The organism is Chryseobacterium sp. AC405b, from assembly GCF_979258685.1.
The window spans coordinates 577463-591319 of sequence record NZ_OZ409877.1 but is presented as its reverse complement, the minus strand read 5'-3'; the positions used below and the strand labels follow the sequence as shown (position 1 = coordinate 591319).

The 13857-nt window shown below is 34.3% G+C and carries 15 protein-coding genes; 13 read left to right on the top strand and 2 right to left on the bottom strand.

All coding sequences use genetic code 11. From position 1 onward, the window contains the following. The first annotated feature begins 57 nt into the window (after positions 1 to 57). Genes ACZZZA_RS02855 through ACZZZA_RS02845 form a run of 3 tightly spaced genes read left to right on the top strand, consistent with a single transcriptional unit; the run spans position 58 to position 2486 of the window. Positions 58 to 774, top strand: a complete 717-nt coding sequence (locus ACZZZA_RS02855; RefSeq protein ID WP_463429711.1) for a C40 family peptidase — start codon at positions 58 to 60, stop codon at positions 772 to 774. A gap of 2 nt (positions 775 to 776) precedes the next feature. Beyond that, positions 777 to 1244: a DUF1648 domain-containing protein gene (locus tag ACZZZA_RS02850; RefSeq protein ID WP_463429710.1), complete on the top strand. Its 468-nt coding sequence runs from the start codon at positions 777 to 779 to the stop codon at positions 1242 to 1244. A 3-nt stretch (positions 1245 to 1247) separates the two neighbouring features. Then, on the top strand, positions 1248 to 2486 hold the full coding sequence (locus tag ACZZZA_RS02845) for a 3-deoxy-D-manno-octulosonic acid transferase (RefSeq protein WP_463429709.1): 1239 nt from the start codon (positions 1248 to 1250) through the stop codon (positions 2484 to 2486). Here ACZZZA_RS02845 and ACZZZA_RS02840 read toward each other — a convergent pair. Together ACZZZA_RS02840 and ACZZZA_RS02835 are read right to left on the bottom strand one after the other, a co-directional pair. Beyond that, positions 2478 to 3104, bottom strand: coding sequence for a deoxyuridine 5'-triphosphate nucleotidohydrolase (locus ACZZZA_RS02840; RefSeq protein ID WP_463429708.1), 627 nt, complete (start codon positions 3102 to 3104; stop codon positions 2478 to 2480). The two genes, ACZZZA_RS02845 and ACZZZA_RS02840, sit on opposite strands and share 9 nt — an antisense overlap. Then, positions 3104 to 3856, bottom strand: coding sequence for a glycosyltransferase family 2 protein (locus ACZZZA_RS02835; protein ID WP_463429707.1), 753 nt, complete (start codon positions 3854 to 3856; stop codon positions 3104 to 3106). Before ACZZZA_RS02835 ends, ACZZZA_RS02840 begins: the two co-directional genes overlap by 1 nt. A gap of 146 nt (positions 3857 to 4002) precedes the next feature. Here ACZZZA_RS02835 and ACZZZA_RS02830 point away from each other — a divergent pair, with 146 nt between their 5' ends. The 10 genes from ACZZZA_RS02830 to ACZZZA_RS02785 all read left to right on the top strand — a co-directional run bounded on the left by ACZZZA_RS02830 (position 4003) and on the right by ACZZZA_RS02785 (position 13759). Beyond that, on the top strand, positions 4003 to 4476 hold the full coding sequence (locus ACZZZA_RS02830; protein WP_463429706.1) for a lipocalin family protein: 474 nt from the start codon (positions 4003 to 4005) through the stop codon (positions 4474 to 4476). Between the two features lie 182 nt (positions 4477 to 4658). After that, the gene (locus ACZZZA_RS02825; RefSeq protein WP_463429705.1) at positions 4659 to 7181 is read left to right on the top strand and encodes a class I tRNA ligase family protein; all 2523 of its coding nucleotides are present in this window, start codon (positions 4659 to 4661) and stop codon (positions 7179 to 7181) included. Further along, complete coding sequence (locus ACZZZA_RS02820; protein ID WP_463429704.1) at positions 7165 to 7674, top strand: class I tRNA ligase family protein; 510 nt, start codon at positions 7165 to 7167, stop codon at positions 7672 to 7674. Before ACZZZA_RS02825 ends, ACZZZA_RS02820 begins: the two co-directional genes overlap by 17 nt. A 239-nt stretch (positions 7675 to 7913) precedes the next feature. Continuing rightward, positions 7914 to 8777: a MotA/TolQ/ExbB proton channel family protein gene (locus ACZZZA_RS02815; protein WP_463429703.1), complete on the top strand. Its 864-nt coding sequence runs from the start codon at positions 7914 to 7916 to the stop codon at positions 8775 to 8777. A 60-nt stretch (positions 8778 to 8837) separates the two neighbouring features. Continuing rightward, positions 8838 to 9434, top strand: a complete 597-nt coding sequence (locus ACZZZA_RS02810; protein WP_463429702.1) for an ExbD/TolR family protein — start codon at positions 8838 to 8840, stop codon at positions 9432 to 9434. Between the two features lie 25 nt (positions 9435 to 9459). Continuing rightward, a complete protein-coding gene (locus ACZZZA_RS02805) occupies positions 9460 to 10029 on the top strand; it encodes an ExbD/TolR family protein (RefSeq protein ID WP_463429701.1) in 570 nt (189 codons plus the stop codon). A gap of 24 nt (positions 10030 to 10053) precedes the next feature. Continuing rightward, positions 10054 to 10893, top strand: a complete 840-nt coding sequence (locus tag ACZZZA_RS02800) for an energy transducer TonB (RefSeq protein ID WP_463429700.1) — start codon at positions 10054 to 10056, stop codon at positions 10891 to 10893. Between the two features lie 72 nt (positions 10894 to 10965). Further along, a complete protein-coding gene (locus ACZZZA_RS02795; protein ID WP_463429699.1) occupies positions 10966 to 11160 on the top strand; it encodes a C4-dicarboxylate ABC transporter in 195 nt (64 codons plus the stop codon). A gap of 88 nt (positions 11161 to 11248) precedes the next feature. Next, entirely contained in the window at positions 11249 to 12025 is a 777-nt protein-coding gene (locus ACZZZA_RS02790; RefSeq protein WP_463429698.1) for a PstS family phosphate ABC transporter substrate-binding protein, read from the top strand. An 84-nt stretch (positions 12026 to 12109) separates the two neighbouring features. Then, on the top strand, positions 12110 to 13759 hold the full coding sequence (locus ACZZZA_RS02785; protein ID WP_463429697.1) for a tetratricopeptide repeat protein: 1650 nt from the start codon (positions 12110 to 12112) through the stop codon (positions 13757 to 13759). Positions 13760 to 13857: the final 98 nt, after the last annotated feature.

Below are 13857 nucleotides of genomic sequence, written 5' to 3'. Positions count from 1 at the left end.
TAAAGATTCGTCACTCTAATTTTTAATCTTTAAATCATTAATCTTTAATATGAATACATGGATAAAGGAATTTGTGTTGTGACAGTAGCGCCAGTGCGTGCAGAAAATTCTGACAAAGCAGAAATTGTTACAGAAATCTTGTTTGGAGAAAGTGCAGATATTTTGGAAGTCAATAAAAACTGGACCAAAATAAAAATACATTACGACGGTTATGAAGGCTGGATGGATACCAAACAGATCAAACACGTAACGGAAGAATATCTGGCAAACAGAAAAGTAACACTGATTACAGAAGATTTTTCTTCAATAATGACCAATGACGGACGTACCTTGCTTTCTATGGGTTCTGAAGTTGAATATCCTGCTGTGGCATCCCGCAGAAGTCATGATTTGCGTGAAAGTATTGCTTTGACTGCCAAAGAATTTCGAAATGTTCCTTATTTATGGGGTGGAAAAAGTTTTTTTGCGGTTGATTGTTCCGGTTTTGTGCAGTTGGTTTACAAAATACATAACGTAAAGATGCCCCGAGATACTTATCAGCAGGCAGAAGTGGGTGATGTTTTAAGTTTTGTGGAAGAAAGTCAGCCCGGCGATCTTGCGTTTTTCGAAAATTCTGAAGGTAAAATTATTCACGTAGGAATTATGCTTGAAAATCAGAAAATCATTCATGCTTCAGGAAAAGTGAGGATTGATACGTTAGATTCTACCGGGATTTTCAATAAAGAAATGAATAAACATACCCATAAACTGAGAGTTATTAAAAGCGTTTTGTAGCGATGGAAAAATTAATTTTTTTAGCTTTCGATATTCTTAATTTTGCTTTACTAACTTTATTATGGTGGATTACTGTTAAGAATTATAAAATTTTACCAGCAGTTATTCCAACTCATTTCGATTTTGAAGGAAAAGCAGATCGTTTTGGAAATAAAAAGTTTGCTTATTTAATGCCTGTATTTGGCGCTGTTGCTTATTTTGGATTTTTAATGGTATTGAATTATCCTGAATCCGTCAACTTCCCTGTAGAAATTACAGATCAGAATAAAGACAATCAGATTTCTATCATGATGTTCTTTTTGAAATGGCTGTTAACACTTGTTCTGATAATTTTTTTAAATAATCAAGATTACATGATGAGATACAGCTTTAATGAAAACGTCAAAACACGAATTCCATTCTGGTTACCATTGGTTTTAATTTTCCTGAGTCTTATCACTACAATAATTTTAGCATCAGTTTTTAAATAAATAATGAGTAAAATTTACAACATATTTATTTATCTTCTCATCTTCGGGATGAAAGTTTTCTCAATATTTAATGATAAAACTAAAAAAGGCGTTGAAGGTAGAAAACTTTCTTTGGATATCATTAAATCTGCCTTCTCAAAAGATGATAAGGTTATTTGGATGCATGCTGCGAGCTTGGGAGAGTACGAACAGGGTTTGCCTGTTTTGGAAAAGCTCAAAAATCAGTTTCCCAATCATAAAATTCTATTGACTTTCTTTTCTCCGTCAGGTTTTGAGAATGTTGTTAAAAAGAAAAATATTGCTGATGCAATATGCTATTTGCCCTTTGATACAAAGACAAATGTTAAGGAATTTATCTCTCAGATGAATATTGAACTATTTTTTACGGTGAAGTATGATTATTGGTATAATCTCCTTGAAGAATTGAAAAAAAATAAGGTGAAAACATTTGTGATTTCCGCTTTATTTTACGAAAATCAGTCGTTCTTCACCTCGTATGGAAAATGGTTTGCGCAACAACTTAAAAAAAATGTAGACTGGTTTTTTCATCAGACAAAACACTCTTACATTTTGGCTAAAAGCATCGGGCTGCAAAACGCATCGGTAACCGGTGACACAAGATTTGACCGTGTAAAGCATCTGAAAAACCGCAATAATCATGTAGATTTTATAGAAGAATTTATTGCAGATAAAAAAACTATTGTCTTTGGAAGTTCGTGGCAGGCTGAAGAAAAAATTGCACAAATGATTTCTAAAAAAAATCAACGTGTAAAATTGATTCTTGCGCCACACGATTTAAAAAGAGTAGAAAAATTAAAAGAAATCTTTCCAAATGCATTTCTCTACAGCAGTATAAAAAACGCTCAAACCCCCAATTCCTCAATTCCTCAAACTTTGATTATCGACAGCATCGGTTTACTTTCAAAACTCTATTCTTATGCAAATATTGCAGTCGTTGGCGGTGGATTTCATGATTCAGGATTGCATAATATTCTTGAGGCAGCGACATTCGGAGTTCCTGTTGTTTTTGGAAATCAATACGTAAAAAATCCAGAAGCAGATCATTTAATCCAATCTGATGGTGGAAAATCTTTTGAGGATGAAAATGAAGCTGCAGAATTTATTCTTAATCTTTTAAACAATGAAGAAGAATTGAAAATAATGTCTGAAAATGCAGGGAATTTTGTTGCCGGTCAACCGAATTCTTCGGAATTAATCATCAAGAAAATTTTGTCATTTTAGAAATCCCTGGCTTTTAATATCTTTTACAATCAAGTCTAAATAATCAGGAATTTTTTCAATCGTCAACCAATTAAAATCAAAACTATTGTTGATGCAAAGTTTTTCTAAATATCTGTTTTCATGAATTTTAGATTCTATACTTTCCAAAATTTCATTCAGTTCCATCCAGTAGTCTTCATCAATCTTTTTTATCGAAATAATGGCTTTCAGAAGTTTGTTGATCAGATAAATATAAAGCTTGTAAATATTATCAAACCTCTGATGATTCAATTGATCATTGCTTTCTAAAATTTTATCGACAAGAAATAATTGCAGGGAAATATCTCCGAATTTATCCGTCGTAATTTTCACATGCTCTGTAATTTCTGCACTTATTTTTCTGATCAGAACTAAAAAATATTTAGGATTTCCAATATATTTTTCTGCCAAAAGAACTCTTTCTTCAATATGTTCTTCCATCTTAGCTCTTTTCTGATCGGTAGTTTCGGTATCAATCAGTTCAAAGTAAAGTTTTTTAGACAGCAATTTATCTTTCCTCAACAAACGAAAAATAAGACGGTCTTTTTCTATCGCCGAAAAATTGCTCAGTGCTGCTTTGAATTCCTTTGAATACTCCATTAGTTAAATATTTTTGAATACTTTAAAAAACCGTTAAAAGCCCAATTAGCGGTGTAATACAAAGATTTCGCGGTAGAAAATTTCATGAAATCCTTGTAGACTAAATATTGATCTTTAATAATGTTTTGTTTTTTTCGTGAGACGCTGGTTGCATGCATTCGGTATTTTGCCAAAGTCTTTGGAAGCGGTTTTCCTGCAGGAATTTTTTTGAGCAAATTCAGCCACATCACATGATCTTCACGTTTGCTTCCTTCCGGGAAATATTCTACACCCACTCGTTTGGAATCATACATAGACGAGAGTAAAGACAAGCGGCAGGTTTTCAATAAATTATCAAACGTAACTTCTTTATCTGCTTTGAAATCTTCGATTTTCGGAATCAAATTTTCATCACACCTCGAATAAGTAGAGTAGACCATCTCTGCATTTTCTTTTTTCATAAAACCAATCATTTCATCCAGAAAATGAGGTTCCCAAAAGTCATCTGCATCTAAAAAAGTAATAAATCTTCCTGTTGCGTTTTTTAGTGAAATATTTCTTGCATGTCCTGCTCCTCCATTTTTTTCTGCCATCAACAGTTTTATTCTGGGATCGTTGACTTTCTGAATAATTTCTACAGAATTATCAGTTGATCGGTCATCCGTAATCAGCCATTCCCAATCTGCAAAAGTCTGACTTTGCACAGATCTGATCGTTTCTTCTAAAAATTTTGAAGAATTGTAGCACGGCGTGATGATGGAAACTTCAGGCATTCAGTATTTTTTGCAAATATAAGGCTTTGAAAATGGTCTTTAAAAGCAGTATTTCTATAAAAATGTAAATTATGATTCCAAAATTCAAAAAAAATAGTGGAATTTTAATAAAAAATCATAATTTTATGCCTTGAAAAATTTGATCTATGAAGAAATTAGCATTAATATTTGCAGGTTTATCATTAATGGTTGCAACTACCGCATGTAACGATGACGAAGTGGCTGTACAAGAGTTTCCCATTGTAGGAACCTGGAAGCCGGTAGCTGAAGTGAGAACTGAGGTTGATCTAGACGGTGTCGGGTTTTCTGATGAAATTACCTATACAACTTGTCAGCAAGAATCTCGTTGGGTATTTAATGAAAATAATTCAGGTAAAAGAACAGACAAAAATGAAGCTGGAAATCCTCTAGTATGTTCTGTCACCAGCGAACGTAACTTTAGCTATGTTTATAATAAAACTGAGAAAAATTTTGAAATCAAATATCAGGGAACAGTAGTTACTGAAAAAGGAAAAATTGTTGATTTGAATGCAGAAACTTTGAACTTGAAGATTGAAGACACTACAGATCCTACAGTTTACAAGGCGAGAACCTATACTTTTAAAAGAATAGCTCAATAATAGAAAAATTCAGAAATATAAATACAGATCTCATCTTCGGATGAGATTTTTTGTTTACAACATATGTATAATATAATTGAAAATTAAATTTCCATTTCTTTTAAAATCATTATTTTTGTGAATCTAGATTAGGAACTTTTTGTCCGATATCTAAAGTCTAACATCTAACATCCATTATAAAAGTGTTTTACGATCATCAGCAGATAGAAAAAAAGTGGCAGAAATACTGGGAGGACAATCAAACCTATAAAACTTCCAATAACACAGACAAACCAAAATTTTACGTTCTTGATATGTTTCCGTATCCTTCCGGAGCGGGGCTTCACGTAGGTCATCCTCTTGGATACATTGCGTCAGATATTTATGCGAGATATAAAAGACATCAGGGTTTCAATGTTTTGCATCCAGTTGGTTACGATTCTTTCGGGCTTCCGGCAGAACAGTATGCCATACAAACAGGAACGCATCCTGCCATTACAACAGAACAGAATATCACGAGATACGAAGAACAGCTAAGAAAAATTGGTTTTTCTTTTGACTGGAGCAGAGAGGTGAGAACTTCCGACGCTTCTTATTATAAATGGACCCAATGGATTTTTATTCAGTTGTTCCACTCTTGGTATAATAAAGATACCGATAAGGCAGAATCTATCGAAACTCTGGCTAAGCATTTTGAAGAAAAGGGAACAGAAAATTTAAATGCCAATCAAAACGACGAATTAAATTTCACTGCAGAAGAATGGAAAGAAGCTTCGGAAATTGACAGAGAAGATATCTTATTAAATTACCGTTTGGCGTACAGAGCAGAAACGACCGTCAACTGGTGCCCTGCTTTAGGAACAGTTCTGGCAAACGATGAGGTAAAAGACGGAAAATCTGAGAGAGGTGGTTTCCCTGTTTATCAGAAAAAAATGATGCAGTGGAGCATGAGAATTTCTGCATACTCTGAAAGGTTATTGCAGGGTTTGAAAACTCTTGACTGGCCTCAACCTTTGAAAGATTCGCAGGAATACTGGATCGGAAAATCACAGGGAGCGCAGGTGAAATTTTTAGTTGATGGTGATGATGAAATTGTTGAGGTTTTCACAACAAGACCAGATACCATTTTCGGAGCAACATTTATGGTATTAGCTCCTGAAAATCCTTTGGTTGAAAATATTACTACACCAGAACAAAAAGTTGAAGTAGATACTTATATAGAAGAAACTTCCAAGAAAACCGAACGTGATCGAATGTCTGATGTGAAAAACGTTTCAGGAGCTTTCACGGGAAGTTATGCGATCAATCCTTTCAGTAACGAAAAGATGCCGATCTATATTTCAGATTACGTATTGATGGGTTATGGAACGGGAGCTGTAATGGCTGTTCCTGCACACGATGAGCGTGACCACAGATTTGCAAAGAAATTTAATTTAGAAATAAAAAAAGTTGTAGAAACTGAAGAAGACGTTCAGGAAAAATCTTTTGATTCTAAAACCAGCGTTTGCGTAAATTCTGATTTCTTAAACGGATTAAACTATGACGAGGCAAAAGCATTAATAATTGATGCTATTGAAAAGAAAGAAATCGGTCACGGAACGACCAATTATAGACAGCGTGATGCTATTTTCTCCAGACAGCGTTATTGGGGTGAGCCAGTTCCTATCTATTATAAAGATGGAATGCCTTACACGTTGCCAAGTTCTGCTTTACCGTTGGAACTTCCCGAAGTTGAAAAATATTTACCGACAGAAGACGGAGATCCGCCATTAGGAAATGCGAAAACATTTGCCTGGGACGAAGCGAATCAGAAGGTGGTTGATACCGATTTGATTGATGATCAAACGGTATTTCCTTTAGAATTATCTACAATGCCGGGTTGGGCGGGAAGCTCTTGGTATTTCCTTAGATATATGGATCCGAATAACGATGAGGTTTTTGCTAAGAAAGAATTGTCAGATTATTGGGGACAGGTAGATTTGTATATTGGAGGTAGCGAACACGCAACCGGTCACTTACTGTATTCTCGTTTCTGGAATATGTTCTTAAAAGACAGAGGATATATTAAGCAGGATGAGCCTTTCCAAAAGTTGATCAATCAGGGGATGATTTTGGGGATGAGTGCTTATGTTTATAGAATTACAGCTAATTACAAAGTGTCTACTTTTGATGATTCTCTTGATGAAGAATATAGAGATAATCCGATTCTTGAAATTACGACACTTCCAACATCTATTTACGTATCTAAAAATCTTTCTAAAAATTCTATTGAATCTTTTAATAACGCTCTATTAATTAAGGCTGAAAAAGATTTTATTAAAGATATAGTTGAAAAGTCATCAAATAATTCTGATACTTTAAGATATAATTTTGAATTTTTGGGAGCTGATATTCAAGAAATCCACGTTGATGTAGCTTTATTAAAAGGAACAACTGACGAATTAGACACAGAAGCTTTCAAAGATTGGAGACCAGATTATGCTGATGCCGAATTTATTTTAGAAGACGGAAAATACATCACAGGTCGTGAAGTAGAAAAAATGTCCAAATCAAAATACAATGTAGTCAATCCTGATGACATCTGTGAAGAGTACGGAGCAGACGGTTTAAGATTGTACGAAATGTTTTTAGGTTACTTTAGAACAATCCAAGCCTTGGAACACGCAAGGACTAAGTGGAGTTTATGGTTTCCTGAAGAAATTCTGGAATTTGTATTTCAATGGTGATAGTTTTGAAGTTTCTGATGAAGAGCCTACAAAAGAGGAATATAAAATTCTGCATACCCTTATCAAGAAGGTGGTTTCAGATATTGAAAATTTTTCTTTCAATACTTCAGTTTCGTCATTTATGATAGCAGTGAACGAGTTACAGAAATTAAAATGCAACAAACGCAATATTTTAGAACCTTTAGCCGTTATAATCTCCCCGTATGCTCCGCATATTTGCGAAGAGGTATGGAATTTGCTAGGTCATAAAGAATCTATAGAGTTTGAAAAATTCCCGATTCTGAATGAAGATTACCTTGTAGAAGACGAAATTAGTTATCCGGTAAGTGTAAATGGTAAGATGAAGTTTAAAATTTCACTTTCTGCTCAACTTTCTGCAAAAGATGTAGAAGTTTTAGTGCTTCAAAATGACAAAATGATAGAGATTTTAGAAGGCAAAACGCCGAAAAAGATTATCGTAGTGCCACATCGTATTGTTAACATAGTAATTTAATTTAAAATTAACATTGGTAATTTCAAAAATTAATGCCCTTAAATTTTTTGATTTTTTAATGTATTCTCAATTAATGATAAAAATCAGTAATAATTTTGAATATAATTACAATATCGGAATCGTATTAATTTTTTCTTATCAAAAAAAGACAAAATGTTTATTTAAGACTATTGCATTTTAAGTTATTTTGCCTTTATTTTACAACTTTAAAATTTTTAAACAATATAATTTAGTTAAATATGGAAATGAATGTTTCAAAAAATGATGAGCAAGTAGTTGCTAAAAAAGCAGGAGGTTTAAACCCGGCTGTAATTATTCCTATTCTATTAGTTATAGGAATTTGTATTTATTTATTCGTTCTTGGTAACCCAGGAAACTTTAAAGATGCAGATAAACTAGGAAGTGGTTCTGTTGCTTTTTCAAGTGTTGAAGGGAAAGACATTCACCCAGAGTCATTCTTAGGAATTATCTACAAAGGAGGGATTATTGTACCAATCTTGATTACTTTCATGATTACAGTAATCGTTTTCTCTTTCGAAAGATATTTCATTCTTAGCAAAGCTGCTGGAAAAGGTAACTTAGATAACTTCGTAGTGAAAGTTAGAAGTTTACTAAACCAAAACAGAGTTGACGAAGCTTTAGAAGAGTGCGACAGACAAGAAGGTTCTGTAGGTAATGTAGTAAAAGAAGGTCTTACCACTTACAAGGCTTTATCTAATGATACTACATTAAACAAAGAACAAAAAATGGTTGCTTTGAACAAAGCGATCGAGGAGGCTACTACGCTTGAGATGCCAATGCTTGAAAAAAACATGATGATTCTTTCTACTCTAGGTACGGTTGCAACATTAATTGCACTACTTGGAACAGTAATCGGGATGATCAAGGCGTTCTTCGCATTAGGTTCTGGTGGTGGTACTCCAGATGCAGCTGCACTTTCTACAGGTATCTCTGAAGCATTGATCAACACGGCTTTAGGTATTGGTACTTCTGCAATTGCAATTATGCTTTACAATTATTTTACATCTAAAATTGACGGATTGACTTACAAGATCGATGAGATCGCTATGAGCATCCAGCAGTCTTTTGCAGAATTCAACTAAGAATTTGTAGCAAGATATTTGCGTTGTAAAATGAAGTTTAATTAAAAACAAAATAAAATAATGGCGAGAGTCAAACCAAAAAGACATGGGGTAGTTACGGATATGACGGCAATGTGTGACGTTGCATTCCTACTGCTTACATTCTTTATATTGACCACTCAGTTTAAAAAACCTGACGTGGAGCAGATTAAGCCGCCATCTTCAATCTCAGAAAAATTACTTCCTGATGCTAGTCTTATGACGATTAATGCAACTCCGGATGGGAAATTTTATTTCCAACCGGTAGAAAACGGATCAGAAAGGCTGCAACTTTTAGATAAAATGGGGCAGAAGTACGGTGTAACTTTTGATAACAATCAAAAAGTCGCATTTCAGAGAGTTCAGGCAATCGGGGTTCCTATGAACCAGCTGAAAAGCTATTTATCCTTGCCGGAGGATGAGCAGAAAAATTTTAAGAGTCCTACTGGGATTCCAATGGATAGTACTAATAAACAATTAGTTGACTGGGTAGAGCAAAGTTTAAGCGTTAATCCTGATTACAAATTAGCAATCAAAGGTGACGTAACTACTGAGTATCCTAAAGTTAAGAGTTTATTTGAGGGTTTAAGAGATATTGATTTTCTTAAATTTTGGTTGATAACGTCACAAGAAAGGTAGACCTAATGAATAATATCATTTAGAAATGGCAGAAGTACAAGTACAGGAAAAAGGCGCCAAAGGCGGCAAGGTACGTTCCAAAAAACAGAGTACCAGAGTTGATATGACTCCAATGGTGGATTTGGGTTTTCTATTGATTACGTTCTTTATGTTTACAACGACATTTAGCAAACCAAACGTTATGGATCTTGGTCTTCCGGCCAAACCTAAGGAAAACACTCCAAAACCACCCCCAACAGAAATTAAACTTTCAAATTCAATTTCTTTATTATTAGGTAAGGATAATAAGATTTTTTGGCATCAGGAAGATAATTCATCTTTGACTGATCAGAATCTTAACGAAACTACTTTTGATAGAGAAGGAATCAGAAAGATAATCGAGCAAGCAAAAACTAAGGCTGCAGATAAAACTAAATTTACAGTGATTATCAAGCCTACAGACGATGCAGTGTATAAAAACTTTGTAGATATTCTAGACGAAATGGCCATTACAAAAAGCGAACAGTACGGTGTTACCGATCTTAAGCCTTGGGAAAAAGCTATTTATGACAGAAAAGTAGGAAACCCAGCTGGTGCTGCTCCTGCAACAAAGTAGTTTAATTATTAAATTTGAATTACAATGGCAGATGAAAATGTGTATAGTCAGAATCTTTCATTAGACGAGATTGTATTTGAAAATAGAAATAAAAGTTATGGTGCATATGATATCAGAACTCAGTATCCTAGATTGCTGACGAAGTCTTTTATCATTGGTACATCATTATTCTTGTTAGCTGCTTTAAGCCCTTTTATATATCTTACCATCCAAAGAATGAATGAACCACCTCCACAAGAGGTGAATGCAGATCTAGTGGAAATATTGGAAGATGATCCTATTATAGAAGAGGTTAAGCCAGATGAACCACCTCCACCACCTCCACCAAAGGAAGAAGAGAAAATTGAAATTATTCAGAATGTTGTTCCTGAACCGGTAAAGGCTCCAAAAATTGAGACTCCACCGCCACCAATTTCTAAGCAATTAGAAACACAAACTGGATTAACATCTCAGGAAGGAGTAAAAGCTCCGGCTTATACACCGCCGCCGCCGCCGCCATCTACAGGAACTAAAGCTTCTACCGCTGAGGTTAAGCCACAGGTTTCTAATGATGTTTATGAATCTGTAGATCAGTCTGCTGATTTTAGCTCAGGTGGTCTTAATGGTTTTAGAAATAAATTCATGAACAGTTTTGACTCATCTTCAGTAGAAGCTGAAGGAGCTTTAAGTACTGAGATCACTTTCGTTGTAGAAAGAGATGGTACTTTGAGTCAGGTTAAAGCTTCAGGATCTAATAAAGATTTTAACAGTGAGGCTGAACGAGCTGTTAAAAGTATTAAAACGAAATGGATTCCTGGAAAAGTGAATGGTCAACCAGTTCGATCTAGGTTCCGTTTTCCTGTAAAAATGAATTTTGACGGATAATATATTCTCAAATAATATCTTAAAAAGAGAAGCTTATGCTTCTCTTTTTATTTTTTTTAATACTTTTGTTATATGATGTTCAATTGGTTATCCCTAATTACGGGATTGTTTTATATTGTTTTAGGAATTGTAATCATCGTTTACAAATTCTTTTTTACTATTTTGGAACCCGCTGTAGCCTATCCACTTGGAGTTGTGGTGATCTTATACGGTATATTCAGAATATACAGAGCTGTTTCAAAAATTAAAAATATTGATGATGAATAGTTTCAAATTAATCCTATTAGTTTTATTTTCAGCACTTATAAGCTGCTCAAAAAAAGAAGATAAATCTCCTTCATATCATAAAGGGGATATGACGATTTTGACTGATGAATCATTTAAGAGTGTTACCGAGGCATTGGCTGATGGTTATATGATTAATTATCCTGAAACAAAGATCAAGGTTGTTACCAAAAAAGAAGATTTAGGTTTTTTAGATTTACTCAATAACAAAGCCCGAATCGTGGTGATGTCTAAAGAATTGTCTCAAGAAGAAATCAAAGCTTACGAGGAGCAGGTAGATTTAAAATACTTGCCGGCAAAGTTTGCAGCAGATGCAGTTGTTTTTGTAGTTCCGAAAAATTCTGAGAAAACGAGTATCACGATGAAAGAAATTGCTGAAGGAATGCAGTCTGAAGAGAAAAATTTTATTTTTGACGGCGCAAACTCAAGTAATCTAAATTTTGTCGCACAAAAATTGAAAAAGCTTCCGAAAGATCTAAAATATTCAATAATTCCAGGAAGCGCAAATGTAATCGAAGAACTTAATAAGTATCCGAATAAAATCGGTGTTGTAGGTCTTAATACCATGAGCAGACCTTATGATAAAAATGCTGAAAAGTTAAGAGATTTAATTAAAATTTTACCTGTAGAATCCAATGGCAAACTATATTCTGCAGATTTTGATGGTATGAGAGAAATGAAATATCCGTTCACCAGAGTCTTGTATTTCTTGGCAAATGAAGGAAATTTCAACATCGCCAATGGGTTCATAAGATATTCTTGTACACAATTAGGTCAAATGATCGTACAGAAGAAGGATTACAGCCTTATAATATATACAGGCGAGAAGTCCAAATGCGTTAAATAATATTAAATTAATCCCATTCCCAATTTATTCACTTATTTTGGTCTGAAAATTGTGGATTGGTATAGTTCAATTAGAAAATATATAATGAAAGATATAATGATTATGAATGTAAAGAAGATTGCTCTTGGAGCAGCGGTTGTATTTTTTAGCAATTTTACGATTGCACAAACGTTACAAGATGGTATTATCAGCATCGATAGTGACAAATTTGCTCAGGCAAAAAATAACTTCACTCAGATGATCGCTAAAGATCCTAGTGCAGAAAATTATTTCTATTTAGGAAATACATATTTAAGACAAGCAGAACCCGACTTTGCGAAAGCTACAGAAAGCTTCAACAAAGGTCTTACTGCTGATCGTAAGAGTTACTTAAATCAACTTGGGTTAGCTACAGTTAAACTTGGAAAAGGAGATAAAAGTGCTATTGCGGAAATTCAAAAAGTAGTGACTGATTCTAGAGAAAAAGATGCTGAAGTTCTTTTTAGAGCTGCGGAAGCTTTAACTCTATTTGAAAAAAACAACTCTCCAGATTTGGCCATTCAGTTTTTGAACAAGGCAATCGAAAGAGCTGCCAGAAAAGAAGTACCTGCAAACTATTACTATACTTTAGGTGATGCATACAGATTAAAGAAAATTCCTGGTGATGCCATGACTGCTTACGATAAAGCGTTACCATTAGCAAAAAACAAAGCTTCGGTGTATACAAGAATCGGAACACTTTGGATGGCTGCTCAGCAATGGCAACAGGCTAAAACAAGCATTGAAAAGGCGATCTCAACAGACCCGACTTATGCACCTGCATATAAAGCATTAGCGGCATATAATATCAAATACCAGGAAAATGCAAAAGCAACTCAGGATTTGATTAATTATTCAAAATATGCTGATGAAGATCCTTACACACAATTGGAAATTGCAAAATTGTATTTTACAAATGAAGATTATGCGAATTCAAAGGCTATTCTAGATAAGATTTTTGATAAAGTTGAAGATCCAATTAAATTCAAATTAAGATCTTATGTAAATTTTGCAGACGGACAATATGCTGAAGCTAAACAGAATATGGATACTTTCATTTCTAAGGCTGAAAAATCAAGAGTACAGCCTGCTGACCAGGGTTTACAAGGTTTGATCGCAGCTGGTTTGGCTAAAACCGAAACTGATCCTGCCAAAAAGACAGCTTTAACTGCTGAAGCTCAACAAAAAGTTGCTATTGCAAAAGCAGCTAAAGATGAGACAATGAAATGGGATATGGAACTTGTGAAAATTGCAGGAGGAGGTGCTTCTCAATCTGCTGTTGATGCGGGTCCTACAAATCCTCAGATCGAAGCGTTGAAAAAACAAGTTGCTGCAAATGCTCAGGATTCGGATGCATTATATAAATTGGCGACTGCATATCAGGATGTTAAAAACTGGAATGGTGCGATCCTAACGTGGCAAAAAATGAGTACCATCTTACCAGATTGGGCTCCTGCATACTACAGTTTAGGTTATGCTTACCAGCAAGCAACTAATAATGATGCAGCAAAAATAGCTTACGAGAAGTATATTGCTACTGTAAAACCTGCTGAAGTAGAAGCTAACAAGCAGACTTTGGCTTATGCATACTTTGCGGTTGCTTACTTGTCTAAAGATTCTGATGCAGCAAAAGCAAAAGATTATGTTGCTAAGTCTTTACAGTTAGATCCTACTTACCAGGATGCAGTAAAATTAAATACAGAAATCAATAAGTAATTTGATTTTTAAATAATACATTTCAACTTCCCATACTTCATGTTTGGGAAGTTTTTATTTTAAATCTTATCTTTGAAAATATCAAAAATTGAGATATG

What these genes read in the sequence shown, in the direction of transcription:
- ACZZZA_RS02855 (WP_463429711.1), top strand. Translation starts at nt 58, where the DNA reads ATGGATAAAGGAATTTGTGTTGTGACAGTAGCGCCAGTGCGTGCAGAA.
- ACZZZA_RS02850 (WP_463429710.1), top strand. Translation starts at nt 777, where the DNA reads ATGGAAAAATTAATTTTTTTAGCTTTCGATATTCTTAATTTTGCTTTA.
- ACZZZA_RS02845 (WP_463429709.1), top strand. Translation starts at nt 1,248, where the DNA reads ATGAGTAAAATTTACAACATATTTATTTATCTTCTCATCTTCGGGATG.
- ACZZZA_RS02840 (WP_463429708.1), bottom strand. Translation starts at nt 3,104, where the DNA reads ATGGAGTATTCAAAGGAATTCAAAGCAGCACTGAGCAATTTTTCGGCG.
- ACZZZA_RS02835 (WP_463429707.1), bottom strand. Translation starts at nt 3,856, where the DNA reads ATGCCTGAAGTTTCCATCATCACGCCGTGCTACAATTCTTCAAAATTT.
- ACZZZA_RS02830 (WP_463429706.1), top strand. Translation starts at nt 4,003, where the DNA reads ATGAAGAAATTAGCATTAATATTTGCAGGTTTATCATTAATGGTTGCA.
- ACZZZA_RS02815 (WP_463429703.1), top strand. Translation starts at nt 7,914, where the DNA reads ATGGAAATGAATGTTTCAAAAAATGATGAGCAAGTAGTTGCTAAAAAA.
- ACZZZA_RS02810 (WP_463429702.1), top strand. Translation starts at nt 8,838, where the DNA reads ATGGCGAGAGTCAAACCAAAAAGACATGGGGTAGTTACGGATATGACG.
- ACZZZA_RS02805 (WP_463429701.1), top strand. Translation starts at nt 9,460, where the DNA reads ATGGCAGAAGTACAAGTACAGGAAAAAGGCGCCAAAGGCGGCAAGGTA.
- ACZZZA_RS02800 (WP_463429700.1), top strand. Translation starts at nt 10,054, where the DNA reads ATGGCAGATGAAAATGTGTATAGTCAGAATCTTTCATTAGACGAGATT.
- ACZZZA_RS02795 (WP_463429699.1), top strand. Translation starts at nt 10,966, where the DNA reads ATGATGTTCAATTGGTTATCCCTAATTACGGGATTGTTTTATATTGTT.
- ACZZZA_RS02790 (WP_463429698.1), top strand. Translation starts at nt 11,249, where the DNA reads ATGACGATTTTGACTGATGAATCATTTAAGAGTGTTACCGAGGCATTG.
- ACZZZA_RS02785 (WP_463429697.1), top strand. Translation starts at nt 12,110, where the DNA reads ATGAAAGATATAATGATTATGAATGTAAAGAAGATTGCTCTTGGAGCA.